Genomic DNA, 17,051 nt, shown 5'->3' on the forward strand with positions numbered 1-17,051 from the left:
TTGTGGAAAGAATGCACCGCGCCGCCCGGTCATGGTGCTGGGCAGGGGTTTCGCAATCGCTGCTCCTGACCTATGTGCATCCCCGGCGGAGTGATGCTAGAAGCGCCTCTGCCTCCTTTTTCGAATTTCCAGCGCCAGTAGCCCTGACGAGCCGCAATTGACCTGTAACCAGAAAAGCGCATTCGCCGTTGCGCCCATGATCGACTGGACTGATCGCCACTGCCGGTATCTTCACCGGCAGCTGACGCGGCATGCGCTGTTGTATACCGAGATGATCGTCGATGAGGCCGCGATCAACGGCGATCGCCAGCGGCTTCTTGGCTTTGACGATGCCGAGCATCCGGTTGCGCTTCAGCTTGGCGGTTCGGTGCCGGACAAGATGGCAGAGGCCGCGCGCATCGGTACCGGTTTCGGCTATGACGAGATCAACATGAATGTCGGCTGCCCTTCGGACCGTGTGCAGTCGGGCACTTTCGGCGCGTGCCTGATGCGCGATCCGGATCTCGTGGCGCGCTGCGTCGCGGCGATGAAGGCGGCGACCGATCTGCCGGTCACGGTCAAATGCCGGATCGGGGTCGACGATCAGGATCCCGAGATCGCGCTCTCCGAGCTCGCGGCGAAGGTTGTCGATGCCGGCGTAGACGGGATCTGGGTGCATGCGCGCAAGGCGTGGCTGCAGGGTCTTTCGCCAAAGGAGAACCGCGATATCCCGCCGCTCGATTATGATCGCGTGCATCGCCTCAAGGCCGATTATCCGAATCTTTTCATCGGGATAAACGGTGGAATTGGCGATCTGAATCAAGCGGTGGAGCAGCTTGGTCACATGGATGGCGTCATGCTGGGCCGCGCCGCCTATCACAATGCCAGCCTGCTCGCAGACGTCGATGCGCGAATTTTTGCCGATCCGTCAAAACCGGTCGACTGGGCGAATATCCGTGACACGATGATGGATTATGCCGCCCGGCATATCGCATCCGGCGGACGGCTCGGTCATGTCACGCGGCACATGGTGGGACTGTTTCAGGGCATTCCCGGTGCACGGCGCTACCGCCAGATCCTGTCCAGCGAAGCGACACGGCCGGAGGCCGGGCCGGAAGTCATCGCGAAGGCGTTCGACGAGGTCGATCTGTCCGCGCTCGTTGCTGCCGCCTGAGGCTGCCGCTCGCATCCACCGCATCCAGAAGGCTGCATCGAAATCCCGACGGCCGTTCCGGATCCGGACGCGCGAACTCACTCTTCGGGCGGAAGCGGCGTCGGCTTGCCGTTCCCGTCGAGTGCCACCATCACGAACATGGCATGAGTGACCTTTTCCCGCATGGGCTGGAGATAGCGCTGCGCCCAGGCCTCCACCTTCAAGGTCATCGATGTGGTGCCGATCTTGACGATGTCGGTGTAGATGCACAGCGTGTCGCCGATCTTGACCGGCATGGCGAAGGACATCTCGTTGACGGCCGCGGTCACCACCCGGCCACGGGCCCGCTCGGCGGCGCGGATGCCGCAGGCAAGGTCCATCTGGGCCATGACCCATCCGCCGAAAATATCACCTGCCGCGTTGGCGTCTCCGGGCATGGCAAGGGTTCTGAGCGTGAGATCGCCGGCGGGTTCGGTCATGGGACATCCTTTCCTTTGGAGCGGGATTCTTAGACCGGCTCGGCCGCCAAATGAAGCGGGCGCGCTATTTTTCCAGATCGAAAGCTCTGCCGTAAAATGGCCTCAGGCCCTAACGCGCTTGCTCAGCCTTCCTTTACTGTTGGCATGGTAAACGATCCCTTGGACATGTCAGGAGGCCGGAATTGTGTCGCGTCGGGGCCAGCACCATCATTCGTTTCATCGCCATGCTCTCGTGAGGGGAAGCTTCGCGCTTGCCGTAGCCTCGGCACTTCTTGCCGGCTGCAGCGGCGATCCGGTGCCTCCGGCCGAGGTGCCGTCCCTCTCGCCGTCGCCGGCACCGCTCGCCATGGTCGAGCCGCTGGCGCCTGCAGGATACATGATGGCGCCCGCCGATACGCCTCCGCAGATGGGATCCATGCGGACCGTCGAGCAGCTTTCGGGCTATCAGGACGGGTCGCGGCCATTTTCGCTGGCTGAAGAGGAAGAGGTTCAGGCCGCTCAGCAGCTTGGAGCGCCGGAAGGCTATCTTCGCGTTCCCGATGAGGCCGAGCCGCTGGTTCAGGCCGAGCCCATGGTCAGTGCCGAACCTCTGGTGCAGGCGCAGCCCGAGCCCATCCGCGAGGAGCGGGTGGCCTATATCCCGCGCATCGAGGATCCGATCGCCAAGCCGCAATGGGCCGGCGGCATGCCGGTTTCCGAGCGCAACTGCCGTCAGCAGTTGAAGCGTCTGGGCGTGGTGTACGAGGACATTCCCGCCGTCGGCAATGGCCGCTCCTGCGGTATCGCCCATCCGGTCAAGCTCAAGCAGCTGTCGGGTGGCATAACCATCAAGCCTGCCGCGACGCTCAATTGCCAGATCACGCTCGCCTTCGCGCAGTGGGTCAAGAACGATCTCGCGCCCTCCACCCGGGCACGCTACCTCACCGGTATTTCCTCGATCCAGCAGATGTCGTCCTATTCCTGCCGGCGAATGAACAACAACGACAAGAACCCGCCCATGTCGGAACATGCCGTCGGCAATGCCATCGACATCGGGTCGATCACGCTCAATAGCGGCAAACTCATCGACGTCCGCAAACCCGGGTTCTTCGCCTTCCGCGAAAAGAGCCTGCTGACCAATGTGCGATCGGATTCGTGCAAGTATTTCAACACGGTGCTGGGGCCGGGCACCAACCGTCAGCACGCCGATCATTTCCATTTCGACCTGCGAGACCGGAAGTCCGGCCGGAAATACTGCAACATGGGCCGATAGTCGGTCCGGCGCACGCCAGGCAAAAAAATGGCCGGCAGGGGGCCGGCCTAGACCGAAGACGGAGAGGGGGACTCTGACGGTCTTCGGGGCGCACCGGTGGTTTCGGGACTGCGGCACCGGCGGGCAGGATAGCGCGCGATCGGGGTGGAAAGCGACGTCCATCCGGGCGCGAAGATGAGGCGTCGATGTTACAGGATCGTGACGGAAGCCTTTTCTTTCCAGCTCGAAAGGGCTAGCGCTGTGGAAACTGTCACCCCGCGTTCACACTTGCACTCCCCAGGTTCTCCATGCCCCCAGTTCAGGAACTCATCTGGTTCGGCCTCGCGCTGGTCGTTGCCGGTTCGGTCTCAGGCTTTCTCGCCGGTCTGTTCGGCATAGGCGGCGGGGCGATCCTCGTGCCGGTCTTCTACCAGATGTTCGGTCTGGTCGGGGTCCCGGAGGCAGTGCGCATGCATGTGGCGGTCGGCACGTCGCTGGCGATCATCGTGCCCACCTCCATCCGCTCGTTCCTCGCGCACAAGAAGCGCGGTGCGGTCGACATGGATCTGCTCCGGCAGTGGGTGATCGCGGTTCCGGTCGGCGTCGTCGTGGCAAGCCTTATCGTCGCAGCCATCTCCAGCGCGGGCCTCAGGACGATTTTTGCCTGTATCGCGGTGGTGCTCGGCATCAGGATGCTGCTCAACCGCGAGAACTGGCGATTGGGCGCCGATCTGCCGGGGAATCCCTGGCGCGCAATGGTCGGCGCCTTTATCGGCATGCTGTCGGCGCTGATGGGAATTGGCGGCGGCGTGCTCAACAATACCTTCATGACGATGTTCGGCCGTCCGGTTCATCAGGCGGTGGCGACTTCGGCCGGCGTGGGCGTGCTGATCTCGGTGCCGGGGCTCATAGGATATGTCTGGGCCGGATGGGGAGAGACAGGCCTGCCGCCGTTCTCGACCGGCTTCGTGAACTGGCTGACAGTGGCGCTGGTGATCCCGCTGACGCTGATCTGCGCTCCGCTCGGCGTCAACGCGGCGCACGCGATGAGCAAGCGTCAGATGGAAATCGCTTTCGGCATCTTCATGCTGGTGGTCGCGGCGCGTTTCTTCGTCAGTCTCGCCTGAGGATCAATCCCGCAGGATGACCTCGTTCTTGCGCATCTCGAAGGAGGTGAGCGAGGAGATGAAGTTCATGCCCAGAAGGCTCTGTTCCAGCTTGCCCTCGGCGGCCACGGTGGCTCGCAGATCCCGCCGGACGATCGGCCCGATCTCGACGCGGTCGAGACGAACGGATGCGGCCATCGTCGTGCCGTTGGCAGTCATGATCGGCTGAATGAACTGCAGCGTTTCAGGGTCGATGCCGACGTCGATCGCATCGTCATAGGTCAGAGCGATCGTGGTTGCGCCGGTGTCGACCATGAAGCGGACGGAACTGCCGTTGACGCTCGCATCGGTAATGAAATGGCCGTTGAGCGATTTCTTCAGCGCGATTTCCGGATGTTCGCCGGCGGTCAGGACAACGGGACGCGCGGGATCGATGCTGGCCACCAGTTCGCCGCCGAGGTCGAAGATCTGATCGCGCCAGGTCCAGCCCGCGACAAGGGCCAGAATGATGACGCCCCACAGGAACAGGTTGCGGATCAATTCGCCGATATGGCGGTGCGAGCCGACGATGCCGGCAGCGAGCACCGCGCCGATCACCCCGAGATAGGCGAGCGAAGCGAAGTCGTCATTGGGCATCGAGAAGGTACGCCCGGTATCGTGATTGACGATCAGGAGGACGAGCGCCCCGGCGAGAATGCCGAGAACGAGAACCAGTCCGCCGCCTGACCTCATTGTTCGGACCTTCCGGCGGCGAGCCGGCTGCGCCGTGTCTGCCGACGCGGCTTGCGTTCGACCTGTTCGAGACGCGCGGGCAGTCCGGTCATCACGGTGCGGCGTTCCTCGGGCGTGAAGCTGAGCCAGCCGGCGATTTCGGCGGTGGTGCGCCCGCAGCCGAAGCAGTAGCCGGTCTTCTCGTCGATCGAGCAGATCAGGATGCAGGGGCTTTCGATGCTCATGATTCCTTCAGGTGGCCCCTCGGGTTCGCTTGCGCTGCGTCTTCCATGTCGTCCCGTTACAGCACGGATACAAGTGTGACCAGAAAAACCGTCTCGGCAATCTGCTGGGCCGCACCGATCGTGTCGCCCGTCTGCCCGGCGAGCTTTCCATCCACATAGCGCGTCCACAGGTCGGTTGCCAGAACCGCGAACAGCACGGCGACGAACGCCGCGAGAAAACCGGCCTGGGTGACCGGAAGCACAAGCGCCGTGCCGATGCCGATGGCGAGGGCCATCCAGGCCGATTGAGGCGCGGGACGGCCGGCTCCCGCCGAGACGCCGTCCGTGCGCGCGGCGGGCAGCCTGCGCCAGTGCCAGACCATGAGGGCACGGCTCAACGCGGCAGCCGAGAGAAGCGTGGCCGCCATGGCGAGCGGCGGGCCGACGGCGATCAAGACAGTGAGCGCCACGGCCCTGAGCCCGATCGAGAAGATCATGGCGAGCGTGCCATAGGCGCCGATGCGGCTGTCCTTGAGAATGTCGAGAATCCGGCTGCGCTGGCCGCCTGCACCAAAGGCATCGGCGCAATCGGCGAGGCCGTCCTCGTGAAGCGCGCCGGTGATCAGCACCATGGTGACGAGCGTGAGAAGCGCGATCAGCGCCGCGGGGATGCCGAACCAGCTCAGCAAGGCGGCCAGAAGGGCAGCGGGGAGGGTTATGATGATGCCCGCCAGGGGGAAGACACCAACGGCACCGCTGATTTTCCAGGGGGCCGGGCCGAACATCGAATTTGCAACCGGGATGCGGCTCAGGAATGCAATCGAGCGCGTGGTCTCTGCGGGAATGTCGCGAAAATCCATGGTCGGCGCACCGATGTCGTAACGGGGCCCGTGGCAGGCGCGGGCGTGATTGAAATCTCTCGATTCGATCTTTACACCCGACGAAGCCGCGCGTCATGCGGCACAGATGAAAAGGACCAGACATGAGCGCCAGCGGCCTGCCATTCGACGATTTTCGGGAACTTCTCAACAACTTGCCGGAGGCCGATACGGCGCAGCTCGTCGCTGCCCGCGAGCGCGATTCGCAGTTGACGAAGCCTGCCGGCGCGCTTGGACGTCTCGAGGAGATCGCCTTCTGGCTTGCGGCTTGGTCGGGCCGTCCGCCCGCCGTGAACCGTCCGCTGGTGGCGATCTTTGCCGGCAACCATGGGGTGACCAAACAGGGTGTCACGCCGTTCCCCGCATCCGTCACCAAGCAGATGGTCGACAATTTCGCCGCCGGCGGCGCGGCCATCAACCAGATCTGCATCGCCAACGATCTGGGCCTGAAGATCTTCGATCTCGCACTCGACATCCCGACCGGGGACATCACGGTCGAGGCCGCGCTCGACGAGCGCAGCTGTGCCGCCACCATGGCTTTCGGCATGGAAGCCGTGGCCGGCGGGACCGACCTGCTCTGCATCGGCGAGATGGGAATCGGCAATACCACGATCGCGGCAGCGATCTTCTGCGCTCTCTATGGCGGTGAAGCGAAGGATTGGGTCGGGCCCGGGACCGGTTCGCAAGGCGAGGTGCTGGAGCGCAAGATCGCGGCGGTCGAAAAGGCCGTGGCGCTGCACAAGCCGCATCTGAGCGATCCCCTGGAAGTGCTGCGCCGTCTCGGCGGCCGCGAGGTTGCCGCCATGGCCGGTGCCATTCTGGCGGCGCGCGCCCAGCGCATTCCGGTGCTGATCGACGGCTATGTGGCAACCGCGGCTGCAGCAGTGCTGCATGCCGCCAATCCCCGGGCGCTCGATCATTGCATGATCGGGCACGTCTCGGCCGAGCCGGGCCACATCAAGGTGATCGAGAAATTCGGAAAGACGCCGATCCTGGCGCTCGGCATGCGCCTGGGCGAGGGCACCGGTGCGGCGCTGGCTGCGGGGATCGTCAAGGCTGCGGCGCTGTGCCACTCCGGCATGGCGACATTCGCTCAGGCCGGCGTCTCCGCCGCGGATTGAACCGAAATCCGACTGAGTGGCGTCAGGCGAAAGCCTGGCGCTTCTTCCGCTCGGTGTTGCCGACGCCTTCCACGGCTTCCATGCCGGCGATCACGCGATGGGCAGGCAGGATGGCGATCGCTTCGGTGCCTTCCCGAAGCTTCGATTTCAGGACGAATTCGCCGCCATGCTTGGCAAGAATGGCCTGCACGATCGGCAGGCCGAGGCCGGTCCCCTGTTCGGCGCTCTTGATGGCAATCGAGCCCTGACCGAAGGCGGAAAGCACGATGGGGATTTCCTCCTCGGAAATTCCGGGGCCGTTGTCGCAGACCGCGATATACTGGCCTCCGCCGGCGGTCCAGCCGACCTTGACGTTGATCTCGCCGCCGACGGGCGTGAATTTTAAGGCATTGGAAATCAGATTGAGGATGACCTGCCGCATCGACTTCTCGTCGACCCAGAGCGTGGGCATCTGCGGTTCGAACGTCTCGTTGATGCGGATGTTCTTCTGCCGCGCCTTCATGCGGATAAGCCCGATGCAGTCGGAAGCCAGGTCGCACAGGGAGAGCGTCGTCTCGTTGAGCTCGTAACGGCCAGCCTCGATGCGCGACAGGTCGAGAATTTCGTTGATCAGGTTCAACAGGTGCTGGCCCGACCGGTGGATGTCGTCGACATATTCCTTGTAGGTCGGGTTATCCATGGGCCCCAGAACCTCGCCGGACATGACTTCCGAGAAGCCGAGAATGGCATTCAGCGGCGTTCGGAGTTCGTGGCTCATGGAGGCCAGGAAGCGGGACTTGGCGAGGTTGGATTCCTCCGCGCGCCGACGCGCCTCGTCGGAGACGGATTTGGCCACTTCCAGTTCGGCGATCAGGCTGTCCTTCTCCGTCTGGAAACCCAGCATCTTGACGTTGGCGCTGCGCAGACGCTGAGAGACGAACAGGAACATCGCCGAGGCGGCCCCGAACATCGCCAGGATGGAGACGTTCTGCGGGCTCGGATCGTCTATCGTCTGGTATGAGAGCGCCAGGAAACTGGGCGTGAAGATCGCAAGCAGCGCGTGACGGAGGGTGAAGGTCGCCATGGCGGTGGCAGCAATGGCGATGACGAGGACCGTCGCGGTGTAGAAGTCGAAAGTGACCCCCGTACAGGCCTGGCATTCGCGCAGCGAGAAGATCGCCCAGCAGATGCCGATGACGAAATAGGCCAGGAGAAAGCGTCCGCGCCAGCGTGGAACCAGCTTCTCGTCGTTGAACTGCTTTGCCGCGCGGCGGGCCGCCAGAAGAAGGACGGCATAGGCGCACAAGGTGCCGAACGCCCAGATCAGAAGGTCGAGGGCCGCGTCGAAATAGAGGCCCGTGAGGGCGGTCATGATGACGAGGAAGGGCGGCGCGGCGGCGTTCTGCAGGACCGCGTTGATATGCATGATCATCATTTCGCGGTCGTAGGCGTGCGAAACGGTGCGGCCGTTCTGCAGCTTGTCGCGGGCCACGCGCACGGTCTTCACCACGGCCGCATTCTTGTGCGTCCGGGTGAGATCGACAATGATCTTATCCGCGCTCTTGCTCATCAGATGGTGCATAAATCGTTACAAATTACATGGTCACCCTAAGGCTCAATGCTTAAGAAGCTGTTTGCGGCGCGGGCAAATTATGCGCCTATCGGCGATATCCGTCTTGCCGGGAAGAACGCTCTGATGGGGTTGGGTATCAGGTCGAGAAAATGGCGAAGAAAACACGTTCGTGGCGGCTTTCGAATCCGTGACGTCTGTGTCGCGCTCTGCTTGATTTTTCTGTTCGCAGGCCTGGTGGAGTGGGTCGGGATGCACCTGGGGGAGAGGATCGAAGGCGTGCCCCGCGTCATCGACGGTGACAGCGTCGAGCTGGACGGTCGGGAACTGCGTCTTCGCGGGATCGATGCTCCGGAATTCGACCAGACCTGCGGGCCGCCCGCTTCGTCCACGCCGTGCGGGCAGATGGCGAGGGCGAAATTGCAGCGCCTTGCGCAAGCCGGACATTTCCGCTGCCGCCTTTCGGGTAGAGATCGCTACGGCCGGGACCTTGCAGACTGCGAGGCGGGCACCATTTCAGTGAATGCGGAGATGGTGCGATCCGGATTTGCGGTCGCCTATGGCGGCTACTCCCGTGAGCAGGCGCAGGTGCGCCTGGAACGCAAGGGAATCTGGGCGCAGGAATTCGTGACGCCGGCGGATTGGCGCAAGGGTCAGGGCAGGGGCGAGGAACCGGATCATCACCCGGCCGGAGGTTTTTCGGGTTTCCTCAGGCGGCTTCTGGGTGTCTGATCCGCAGCCCGCGCTTTGCGTCGCGAACAATTGGGAGGAAATCCGGGATGAAGCTTTACGATGGTGGCCGCGCGCCGAATCCGCGCCGTGTGAGGATCTTTCTGGCGGAGAAGGGGATCGATATAGATCTGGTGCCGGTGGACATGGCAGCCATGGAGCATCGTTCCGCGAAGATCACCGAACTCAATCCGCTGCAACGGCTGCCGGTTCTCGAACTCGATGACGGGACGATCCTGACCGAGACGGTTGCGATCTGCCGCTATTTCGAGGAGCTGCATCCCGAGCCGTCGCTGTTCGGCAGGACCGCGCTTGAAAAGGCGACAATCGAGATGTGGAACCGGCGGATGGAGCTCAACTTCTTCATGAGCGTCGCTGCCGCCTTCCGTCATACCCATCCGGCGATGAAGGAGTGGGAGGTTCCGCAGGTGCCCGAATGGGGTGCGGTCAACCGCCCGAAGGTGATCGAGTTCCTGGAGATCATGGACGGCGAACTGGCGGACCGGCCGTTCATCGCAGGCGAGAGCTATTCGGTGGCCGACATCACGGCTCTCGTCGCATTCGATTTCATGAAACCCGCAAGGATCGAGAGGCCGGAGCATCTGAAGAATGTCATGCGCTGGTATGGCGAGATGTCCTCGCGCCCGAGCGCAAAAGCCTGATGTGAGCGGCCCGGCGTGGCGATCATCGATCATGAACTTGAAGGTCTGCTGCTGCGGATACGGGCCTGCCGGATCTGTCGCGACACGCCGGCGGGCGGTGCGGCCGGACGGTTGCCGCATGAGCCGCGGCCGGTCTGCGAGGCGTCGAGCGCGGCCCCGGTCCTGATTGCGGGACAGGCGCCGGGGACGCGCGTTCACGCGTCCGGCCGGCCGTTCACGGATCCCTCCGGCGATCGTCTGCGCGGCTGGTTGGGCGTGGACGAGGCAGCCTTCTACGATCTCGACAAGTTCGCCATCGTGCCGATGGGCTTCTGCTTTCCTGGCCAGGACGCCAAGGGCGGCGACCTGCCTCCGCGGCGTGAATGCGCGCCGGCCTGGCGAGATGAGGTCATGGCAAAGATGCCGCAGGTCCGGCTCGTCCTGGCGATCGGCGCCCATGCCCAGTCCTGGCATCTGGGCTCGCTCGGAAAGAAGACGCTGACCGAAACGGTGGAGAACTGGCGCGAGATCCTGGCGGCGACAGAAAAGGGCGTGGCGGTGCTGCCGCTGCCGCACCCCTCGTGGCGCAACACGGGCTGGCTGAAGCGTCATCCGTTTTTCGAGGCGGAGCTTCTTCCCGAACTCCGGCGCAGGGTGCATGAGTTGATAGCGAAATAAAACCAGAATCCAACAATGAATATTTTCCGGCAAAAATCTTCTTTGTTAGCGCGGTCCGGCTAGGCTAGTGGAGAAGGGAATACCCATGGAGAATTTCAATGGATCGTCTCGATCGCAAGATTTTGCGCCTGCTTCAGGAAGATGCCACGCTGGCCGTGGCCGATATTGCCAAAAAGGTCGGACTTTCCACCACTCCCTGCTGGCGCCGTATCCAGAAGCTCGAGGAGGACGGTGTCATACGCGGTCGCGTGGCGCTTCTCGATCCTGCTGCGGTCAACACCAAGGTCACGGTCTTCGTGTCGATCCGTACCAATTCGCACTCTCAGGAATGGCTCAAGCGTTTTGCCGAGGTGATCTCCGATTTTCCGGAGGTCGTCGAATTCTACCGGATGAGCGGCGACGTCGACTATCTGTTGCGTGTCGTTGTGCCGGACATTGCCGCCTATGACGAGTTCTACAAGCGGCTGATCGCGAAAATCGAGATCCGCGATGTTTCCTCCTCCTTCGCGATGGAGCAGATCAAGTACACGACCGTGCTGCCGCTCGATTACATGACGCTGTCCAAGGAAAGCGGATCGTCCAAGTAGGCGACGCGATCGTCGCGCGCGCTGGATTATATAAGGCTCGTCCTATATTTTGGTTGAAAGCGCGGAGCGCGCGACCAACAGGGAGGCCATATGATGCTCAAGTCGATTTCCCGAGCGGCTATCGCCGTCACGGCCATGCTTTCGCTCGCGGCGGGTGCCGCAAGAGCCGCCGGTGACGACGTCTTCACCGTGACCACCGACGTGCCTTTCGAGGATGCCGCCCAGGCCGTCCATGACGCCATCATCAACAAGGGCTACAAGGTCGATTATCACGGCTATGTCGGCGACATGCTGAAGCGAACGGCCGAAGACGTCGGTGCGGAAAGGCCGCTTTACAAGGATGCCGAGTTCTTCACCTTCTGTTCGGCGGTGCTGTCGCGTAAGGCAATGGAGGCCGATGTCGGTGACATTGCCTACTGTCCCTATGTCGTCTTCGTCTACGAAGACGCTTCCACGCCCGGCACGGTGACGATCGGCCACCGCAAGCTGCCATCGGGCGAGGTTCGGGACGAGGTCAACAAGACCCTCGACGAGATCGTCACAACCGCTTCCGAAGGCTTCTAGGTCTCGGTTTCGTTCGTCGGTGCGTTGGCGGTCTTGCTGCGCACCGGCGCGGTCTCGAAGGCCGGGCAGGTGTGGATGAACGAATTCAGGCGCGAATAGATCAGCATCTTGTAGTCCTCGACCACCCGTTCGCCCACCTCCGCTTCCATCCGGAGCGAGATGCGCACGGTCGCCCCCGCAAGATGAAAGAGGATACGCGCCGCGCGCTCGTATTGCGGCCGGTCTTCTTCCTGGATCAGGTGCCTGGTGCCCTGGTTGAAGATGTCCGCCTGTTTCTTGGTTTCCTCGATATCCATGTTCAACAGGGTCTTGTCGCCCTGGATGGCCACCATGAGGTCGAGGATGGCCGGATTCTCGCGCATCCGCATGTAGAACATCTCGACCGCGTCGTAGGCGGCCTCGATAATGTGCTCGGGCGCTTGGACCTTCGCCACTCTCTCCGCGACATTCTCGCGGGTCTGGCGGGAGACCTCCTGATACAGGGTGGCAATCACGGCGGAACGGTTCGGGAAATACTGGTAGACGGATGCCAGCGGAATTCCGGCGGTGTTGGCGATCTCCCGCATCGTCAGCGCCGCGATTCCCTTTTCTCCCACCAGTTCCATGGCGGCCTTGAGTATGTCGTCGACCCGGTGCTGGCTGCGAGCCTGTTTCGGCTTGCGCCGCATACGCCTGGCTTGAACTGTGGTTGGCTCCATCAGATTCCCGTCCTCAACCAAAAACTGTACGGCCCCTTGGCGCATGCTTGTTGACAATAAGCCGTTTTCATAGTCAATTTCCCGTGAAGCTGACAGGTTGTCAGATTTTGGACGAATAGATGGCCTCAGCCGGTACTCCAATGTACGCATCAGATGCGCAAACGGATTGGCTGGTTGGACATCCTGGAGTTGCAGCGCAAGCGGCGGCGCTGTGGGCAGGATCGGTAGGGCTCCTTATCCTGGGGCTGCAGCCGGTCCTGCTCGGTTCTCTTCTCTCCGAGGGACGCGTCGATTTCGATCAGCTGGCGCTCGCAGCCACAGCCGAGATCCTTTCGATCGGCGTCGGCTCGGTCATCGCCGCCTTCTTCATCAATACCCGGCATTTGCGAACCAAGGCCGCGCTTTTTCTGGCGCTTGCCGCCGCCGGCAATTTCGCGACGGCCTGGTCGCAGGTCCCCGAGATGATCATTCTTTATCGTGGCCTCAGCGGTCTCGTGGAGGGCGGGTTGCTGGCGTTCGCGGTGGAGCTGATCGCCCGCTCGCGCCATCCGGGCCGCTACGGCGGCTATTTCATCTCGATGCAGACACTGGCCCAGAGCCTGCTTGCCGCCTTTCTCGCTTTCTTCATCATCGGCCCGTCCGGCTCCGAGGGTGGGTTCGTCACGCTGGCCCTCGTCTGCCTTCTCTCCATCGGCGCGACGGTCTTCATGCCGGTGGAATACGGAGCGCTGCCGAAATCCGAAGCTGCCGGCCAGTCGGGGCTGACCCGTCCCGCGCCTCTGATCGCCCTCGGCTCGATCGTCTTTTTCTACATGTTTCTCGGTGCCATATGGGCCTTCCTCGAGCCTTTGGCGGGGGAGGCGGGAATCGACGCTCAGACAGCGGCGCTGATGGTTTCGGTCAGTCTCGCTGCGCAGGTCGCGGGCGCGATCGTCGTAACCCTCATCCAGAGACGGCTGCCTTTCGTGCCGGTGCTGACGGCATCCGGCATCGTCGCCATCGCAATCGCTGTTGCCATTGCGCAGCATCCCGGTACCGTCTTGTTCTGGTTCCTTGCTATGGCGACCGGGTTCATCTGGCTCTTCGTCGTGCCGTTCCAGATCCGGATGACGGTTGCCGCGGACGAGACGCGAAGTGCGGCACTTCTGGTGCCGGCGGCGCAACTGGTGGGGGCCGCGCTTGGGCCTGCATTCGCGAGCATCTTCATCGCGTCTGCCTCGGTGGCGCCGGTTGCCTGGTTCGCGAGCCTGTGCGCCCTTGTTTCGGTCATCCTGAGCGTGATGTTCAGGCTTGTGGGGCACGCGCCGCAACGCATGTAGGCGGAGGAGGCTTGCGGATGAATGCACCCGTGGAATGGAGCAACTGGTCCGGTTCGGTGAAGGCAGAGCCGAAGGCCATCGCCCGGCCGGAAACGCTCGTGCAACTCTCCGGGATCGTGCGGAGTGGCGAAGGCCCGGTCCGCATCGTCGGATCGGGGCATTCCTTCACGCCTCTTTGCGCCAGTTCAGGCACGATCGTGGACCTTTCGGCGTTCTCGGGTCTGATCGACCATGACGCCGAGAGCTCGACGGCGACCGTCGGGGCGGGCACCACGCTCGGCGATCTGTGTCGACGTCTCGACGATGTCGGGCAGGGGCTGCCGAATATGGGCGATATCGACAAGCAGACGATCGGCGGGGCGCTGGGGACGGCGACCCACGGAACCGGGCCCGAGCTCGGCGCCTATCACACGCAGTTGCGTGGGGTGAAGCTCGTCGATGGACGCGGCGAAGAGCGCATCCTGACCGAAGGCAGGGACAGCGAGATGATCCGCGCCTCCGCCGTGACGCTCGGCGCCTTCGGTGCGCTGACCGAAGTCACGATAAGGAACATGCCGGCCTACCGGTTGCGCAAGCGCCGATCGATCATGCCGATCGGTGACATGCTGGACGACTTCGGGAATTTTTATCACTCCCATCGCTCGGCCGAGTTCTACTTCATCCCGTTCTCCGGCCACGCGCTGCGGCTTGCAAGCGACATCACCGACGCGCCGGCGACCGCCCGGCCGCCGGAGGAGGACGAGGACGGGATCGCGACGCTGCGGCTTGCGCGCAATCTTCTCAAATCCTTCCCCTGGCTCAGGCGGAAGCTGATCGGCAATGCGCTGGGCAAGTTGCCCGATGAGGACTATGTGGAGGAATGGCTGAAGGTCTACACCTCCGAGCGCGTGACCCGCTTCAACGAGATGGAATACCATCTGCCTTTCGATGAGGGGCCGAAAGCGCTGCGCGAGATCATCGAACTGACGGAAAAGCGCTTCCCGGAGGTCTATTTCCCGATGGAGGTGCGTGCGGTGGCTGCCGACGACTTCTGGCTCAGCCCGTTCTATCAACGCAAGACCTGCTCCATCGCCATCCATCACGATGCCCGGCAGGATCCGCGCGCATTCTTCTCCGCGGCGGAGCCGATCTTTCGCAAACATGGCGGGCGTCCGCATTGGGGGAAGATGCATAATCTCAAGGCGTGCGATTTCGCCGCGATCTATCCGCGCTGGAACGATGCGATGGAGGTGCGGCGTGAACTCGATCCCGACAACCGCTTCATCTCGCCCTATCTCTCCGGAATTTTCGGGCTGCAGTGATGGGGGAGCGCGCGGACTATTTCGGTGATGTGTCAGCGGCTCTGAAGGAGGCGGGCATCCATCGGCCCGCTCTCGTGCTCGACCGTGACCGGCTCGACGGCAACATCGCCGCCGTCCGGCGCAAGCTGCACGAGGGGCTGGCGCTCAGGATCGTCGACAAGTCGTTGCCGTGCATTCCGCTGATGCGGCGCGTGGCCGGGACATTCAGCGCCGACCGGATCATGAGTTTTCATCTTCCGGTGACGCGCGTCATGCTGCAGGCCTTCCCGGAGGCGGACTTCCTTTACGGCAAGCCCTTGCCGGTCGCCGCCCTTCGTCATGAATTCAACTCCGCCAGGCCGGAGATCGGTGAAATGCTCGCCAAGCGGGTCGTCTGGCTGATCGATACCGAAGAGCGGCTCGAACACTATGCGGCTCTCGCCACGGAACGGGGCATTACGCTCCGCTTTGCCTTCGAGGTGGATACCGGAATGCACCGCGGCGGGATTGCCGATGCCGAGGCCCTGAAGTCGCTGTTCGACGTTTCCCGAAGGTCCCCGCAGCTCGAATGCGAAGGCATCATGGGCTACGAGGCCCATATCCCGGAAATTCCGGGTCTGTTCGGCGGTGCCGAGGGCGAGCACGAGAAAGTGGCGGAACGGCTGCACGCATTTGCCGCGGCCCTGCCGCCGGAGTGCCGGCGGATCGTCAATACAGGCGGTTCGAAGACATCGGTCACGTACCGGCCCGACGGAATGATCAACGAGGTCTCGATGGGTTCGGGCTTCGTCAAGCCGACCGATTTCGATGTGAAGGCGCTTGCGGAGCTCAAGCCCGCCATTTTCATCGCCACGCCGGTGCTCAAGATCGTCGAGGCGCGGCTGCCGGGGCCGTTGCTGGTAACCCGCTTTCTGCAGGCGCTCGGCATGTTTCCGCGCAAGGGCTGCTTCCTGTACAGCGGGAAATGGTACGCCAGGCCGGCATGGCCGGAGGGCATGAAGGAAAACGATATTTGGGGGTTGTCATCCAACCAGCAGCTGATGGGGCTGCCGTCGGGGTGCGACCTCAAGGTCGATGATGTGGCGTTCTTCCGGCCCACGCAGAGCGAGGCGGTCCTCCAGCAGTTTGGCGCTATCGCGGTTTATTCCGGCGGCAGGATCGTCGAGAACTGGGACGTCCTGCCCACCGGATAGTTGGTGAGCCGGCCGAGCCTTATCTTTCAAGCCGGGCGAGCAGGCTCGATGTATCCCAGCGCTTGCCCCCCATCTTCTGGACGTCGGCATAGAACTGGTCGACGAGGGCGGTGACGGGAAGTGTCGCGCCGTTGCGCCGTGCTTCCGCCAGCACGATGTCGAGATCCTTGCGCATCCAGTCGACGGCGAAACCGTGCTCGTATTCGCCGGCATTCATCGTCTTGTGGCGGTTTTCCATCTGCCAGGAGCCTGCCGCGCCCTTGGAGATGACTTCCACAACCTTTTCAATGTCGAGGCCGGCTTTCTTGCCAAAGTGAATCCCCTCGGAGAGGCCCTGAACCAGACCCGCGATGCAGATCTGGTTGATCATCTTGGTAAGCTGCCCGGCGCCCACTTCGCCCATCAGGCCGACCATGCGGGCATAGTTCTCGATGACCGGCTTCGCCGCGTCGAATGTGGACTGGTCGCCACCGACCATGACGGTCAGGACGCCGTTTTCCGCACCCGCCTGTCCGCCCGAAACCGGAGCGTCGAGAAACCCGCAACCCGCGGCGGCGCAGGCCTCGGCGAGTTCGCGGGCGACCTCTGCCGAGGCGGTGGTGTTGTCCACAAGGATCGCGCCCGACTTCATGCCGGAAATTGCGCCGTTCTCGCCGGTCGTGACGGAGCGCAGGTCGTCGTCATTGCCGACGCATGTGAAGATGAAATCGGCACCTTCGGCAGCCTCGGCAGGGGTCGCGCAGGCCGTGCCACCATACTGGGAGACCCACTTTCCGGCCTTGTCCTGAGTGCGATTGTAAACGCGCATTTCGTGGCCGCCACGGGTCTTCAGATGGCCCGCCATCGGGTAACCCATGACTCCCAAGCCGATGAAAGCAACTGTTGCCATTTCGCGTATCCTTCTGCCACTAATGCCCGAAAGGCCCGCTTC

19 protein-coding genes are annotated in these 17,051 nt (G+C 62.9%); 12 read left to right on the top strand and 7 right to left on the bottom strand.

Features of this window, described 5'->3' with window-relative positions:
- Window positions 1-124 precede the first annotated feature (124 nt).
- Complete coding sequence (gene dusA, locus E2A64_RS11780; RefSeq protein ID WP_428977486.1) at window positions 125-1,153, top strand: tRNA dihydrouridine(20/20a) synthase DusA; 1,029 nt, start codon at window positions 125-127, stop codon at window positions 1,151-1,153.
- A gap of 77 nt (window positions 1,154-1,230) precedes the next feature.
- On the opposite strand, the gene E2A64_RS11785 is transcribed toward dusA, so the two are convergent.
- Window positions 1,231-1,611, bottom strand: a complete 381-nt coding sequence (locus E2A64_RS11785; RefSeq protein WP_133284681.1) for an acyl-CoA thioesterase — start codon at window positions 1,609-1,611, stop codon at window positions 1,231-1,233.
- Between the two features lie 184 nt (window positions 1,612-1,795).
- Between E2A64_RS11785 and E2A64_RS11790 the strand changes: the two genes are divergently transcribed.
- Both E2A64_RS11790 and E2A64_RS11795 read left to right on the top strand, forming a co-directional pair.
- Complete coding sequence (locus tag E2A64_RS11790; protein ID WP_244598263.1) at window positions 1,796-2,863, top strand: extensin-like domain-containing protein; 1,068 nt, start codon at window positions 1,796-1,798, stop codon at window positions 2,861-2,863.
- Between the two features lie 287 nt (window positions 2,864-3,150).
- A complete protein-coding gene (locus E2A64_RS11795; RefSeq protein WP_133284682.1) occupies window positions 3,151-3,969 on the top strand; it encodes a sulfite exporter TauE/SafE family protein in 819 nt (272 codons plus the stop codon).
- A 3-nt stretch (window positions 3,970-3,972) separates the two neighbouring features.
- Here the strand turns inward: E2A64_RS11795 and E2A64_RS11800 are convergent, their stop codons facing one another.
- From E2A64_RS11800 to E2A64_RS11810, 3 genes are read right to left on the bottom strand one after another with little or no spacing between them, the layout of a single operon-like run.
- Entirely contained in the window at window positions 3,973-4,680 is a 708-nt protein-coding gene (locus tag E2A64_RS11800) for a TIGR02281 family clan AA aspartic protease (protein WP_133284683.1), read from the bottom strand.
- Window positions 4,677-4,907, bottom strand: coding sequence for a DUF1289 domain-containing protein (locus E2A64_RS11805; protein WP_133285050.1), 231 nt, complete (start codon window positions 4,905-4,907; stop codon window positions 4,677-4,679). The genes E2A64_RS11800 and E2A64_RS11805 overlap by 4 nt, the downstream gene beginning before the upstream one ends.
- Before the next feature lie 53 nt (window positions 4,908-4,960).
- Window positions 4,961-5,743 carry an adenosylcobinamide-GDP ribazoletransferase gene (locus E2A64_RS11810; protein ID WP_133284684.1) on the bottom strand — a complete coding sequence of 261 codons (783 nt, stop codon included), beginning with the start codon at window positions 5,741-5,743 and terminating at the stop codon, window positions 4,961-4,963.
- Between the two features lie 122 nt (window positions 5,744-5,865).
- Here E2A64_RS11810 and cobT point away from each other — a divergent pair, with 122 nt between their 5' ends.
- Window positions 5,866-6,882 carry a nicotinate-nucleotide--dimethylbenzimidazole phosphoribosyltransferase gene (gene cobT / locus E2A64_RS11815; protein ID WP_133284685.1) on the top strand — a complete coding sequence of 339 codons (1,017 nt, stop codon included), beginning with the start codon at window positions 5,866-5,868 and terminating at the stop codon, window positions 6,880-6,882.
- A 22-nt stretch (window positions 6,883-6,904) separates the two neighbouring features.
- Here cobT and E2A64_RS11820 read toward each other — a convergent pair whose 3' ends face one another.
- Window positions 6,905-8,443, bottom strand: coding sequence for a sensor histidine kinase (locus E2A64_RS11820; protein WP_133284686.1), 1,539 nt, complete (start codon window positions 8,441-8,443; stop codon window positions 6,905-6,907).
- Window positions 8,444-8,683: 240 nt separating this feature from the next.
- Here E2A64_RS11820 and E2A64_RS11825 point away from each other — a divergent pair, with 240 nt between their 5' ends.
- The 5 genes from E2A64_RS11825 (at window position 8,684) to E2A64_RS11845 (ending at window position 11,630) form a co-directional block, all read left to right on the top strand.
- A complete protein-coding gene (locus E2A64_RS11825; protein WP_158285753.1) occupies window positions 8,684-9,163 on the top strand; it encodes a thermonuclease family protein in 480 nt (159 codons plus the stop codon).
- A gap of 47 nt (window positions 9,164-9,210) precedes the next feature.
- Window positions 9,211-9,822, top strand: coding sequence for a glutathione S-transferase (locus tag E2A64_RS11830; protein WP_133284688.1), 612 nt, complete (start codon window positions 9,211-9,213; stop codon window positions 9,820-9,822).
- Window positions 9,823-9,843: 21 nt separating this feature from the next.
- Complete coding sequence (locus E2A64_RS11835) at window positions 9,844-10,479, top strand: uracil-DNA glycosylase family protein (protein ID WP_428977487.1); 636 nt, start codon at window positions 9,844-9,846, stop codon at window positions 10,477-10,479.
- Between the two features lie 98 nt (window positions 10,480-10,577).
- Window positions 10,578-11,066, top strand: a complete 489-nt coding sequence (locus tag E2A64_RS11840) for an Lrp/AsnC family transcriptional regulator (protein ID WP_133284689.1) — start codon at window positions 10,578-10,580, stop codon at window positions 11,064-11,066.
- A 90-nt stretch (window positions 11,067-11,156) separates the two neighbouring features.
- On the top strand, window positions 11,157-11,630 hold the full coding sequence (locus E2A64_RS11845) for a DUF302 domain-containing protein (protein ID WP_206662443.1): 474 nt from the start codon (window positions 11,157-11,159) through the stop codon (window positions 11,628-11,630).
- Here E2A64_RS11845 and E2A64_RS11850 read toward each other — a convergent pair.
- Complete coding sequence (locus E2A64_RS11850; RefSeq protein WP_158285754.1) at window positions 11,627-12,328, bottom strand: TetR/AcrR family transcriptional regulator; 702 nt, start codon at window positions 12,326-12,328, stop codon at window positions 11,627-11,629. The two genes, E2A64_RS11845 and E2A64_RS11850, sit on opposite strands and share 4 nt — an antisense overlap.
- 140 nt (window positions 12,329-12,468) lie before the next feature.
- Between E2A64_RS11850 and E2A64_RS11855 the strand changes: the two genes are divergently transcribed.
- From E2A64_RS11855 to E2A64_RS11865, 3 genes are read left to right on the top strand one after another with little or no spacing between them, the layout of a single operon-like run.
- A complete protein-coding gene (locus E2A64_RS11855; RefSeq protein ID WP_133284691.1) occupies window positions 12,469-13,647 on the top strand; it encodes an MFS transporter in 1,179 nt (392 codons plus the stop codon).
- A gap of 17 nt (window positions 13,648-13,664) precedes the next feature.
- On the top strand, window positions 13,665-14,948 hold the full coding sequence (locus E2A64_RS11860; protein ID WP_133284692.1) for a D-arabinono-1,4-lactone oxidase: 1,284 nt from the start codon (window positions 13,665-13,667) through the stop codon (window positions 14,946-14,948).
- 29 nt (window positions 14,949-14,977) lie between these two features.
- A complete protein-coding gene (locus E2A64_RS11865; protein WP_244598264.1) occupies window positions 14,978-16,120 on the top strand; it encodes an alanine racemase in 1,143 nt (380 codons plus the stop codon).
- A gap of 19 nt (window positions 16,121-16,139) precedes the next feature.
- On the opposite strand, the gene E2A64_RS11870 is transcribed toward E2A64_RS11865, so the two are convergent.
- Window positions 16,140-17,009 carry an NAD(P)-dependent oxidoreductase gene (locus E2A64_RS11870; protein ID WP_133284694.1) on the bottom strand — a complete coding sequence of 290 codons (870 nt, stop codon included), beginning with the start codon at window positions 17,007-17,009 and terminating at the stop codon, window positions 16,140-16,142.
- Window positions 17,010-17,051: the final 42 nt, after the last annotated feature.

Source organism: Pseudohoeflea suaedae (genome assembly GCF_004354915.1).
Taxonomy (GTDB): domain Bacteria; phylum Pseudomonadota; class Alphaproteobacteria; order Rhizobiales; family Rhizobiaceae; genus Pseudohoeflea; species Pseudohoeflea suaedae.

What these genes read in the sequence shown, in the direction of transcription:
- E2A64_RS11785 (WP_133284681.1), bottom strand. Translation starts at nt 1,611, where the DNA reads ATGACCGAACCCGCCGGCGATCTCACGCTCAGAACCCTTGCCATGCCC.
- E2A64_RS11795 (WP_133284682.1), top strand. Translation starts at nt 3,151, where the DNA reads ATGCCCCCAGTTCAGGAACTCATCTGGTTCGGCCTCGCGCTGGTCGTT.
- E2A64_RS11800 (WP_133284683.1), bottom strand. Translation starts at nt 4,680, where the DNA reads ATGAGGTCAGGCGGCGGACTGGTTCTCGTTCTCGGCATTCTCGCCGGG.
- E2A64_RS11810 (WP_133284684.1), bottom strand. Translation starts at nt 5,743, where the DNA reads ATGGATTTTCGCGACATTCCCGCAGAGACCACGCGCTCGATTGCATTC.
- cobT (WP_133284685.1), top strand. Translation starts at nt 5,866, where the DNA reads ATGAGCGCCAGCGGCCTGCCATTCGACGATTTTCGGGAACTTCTCAAC.
- E2A64_RS11820 (WP_133284686.1), bottom strand. Translation starts at nt 8,443, where the DNA reads ATGCACCATCTGATGAGCAAGAGCGCGGATAAGATCATTGTCGATCTC.
- E2A64_RS11825 (WP_158285753.1), top strand. Translation starts at nt 8,684, where the DNA reads ATGCACCTGGGGGAGAGGATCGAAGGCGTGCCCCGCGTCATCGACGGT.
- E2A64_RS11830 (WP_133284688.1), top strand. Translation starts at nt 9,211, where the DNA reads ATGAAGCTTTACGATGGTGGCCGCGCGCCGAATCCGCGCCGTGTGAGG.
- E2A64_RS11840 (WP_133284689.1), top strand. Translation starts at nt 10,578, where the DNA reads ATGGATCGTCTCGATCGCAAGATTTTGCGCCTGCTTCAGGAAGATGCC.
- E2A64_RS11845 (WP_206662443.1), top strand. Translation starts at nt 11,157, where the DNA reads ATGATGCTCAAGTCGATTTCCCGAGCGGCTATCGCCGTCACGGCCATG.
- E2A64_RS11850 (WP_158285754.1), bottom strand. Translation starts at nt 12,328, where the DNA reads ATGGAGCCAACCACAGTTCAAGCCAGGCGTATGCGGCGCAAGCCGAAA.
- E2A64_RS11855 (WP_133284691.1), top strand. Translation starts at nt 12,469, where the DNA reads ATGTACGCATCAGATGCGCAAACGGATTGGCTGGTTGGACATCCTGGA.
- E2A64_RS11860 (WP_133284692.1), top strand. Translation starts at nt 13,665, where the DNA reads ATGAATGCACCCGTGGAATGGAGCAACTGGTCCGGTTCGGTGAAGGCA.
- E2A64_RS11870 (WP_133284694.1), bottom strand. Translation starts at nt 17,009, where the DNA reads ATGGCAACAGTTGCTTTCATCGGCTTGGGAGTCATGGGTTACCCGATG.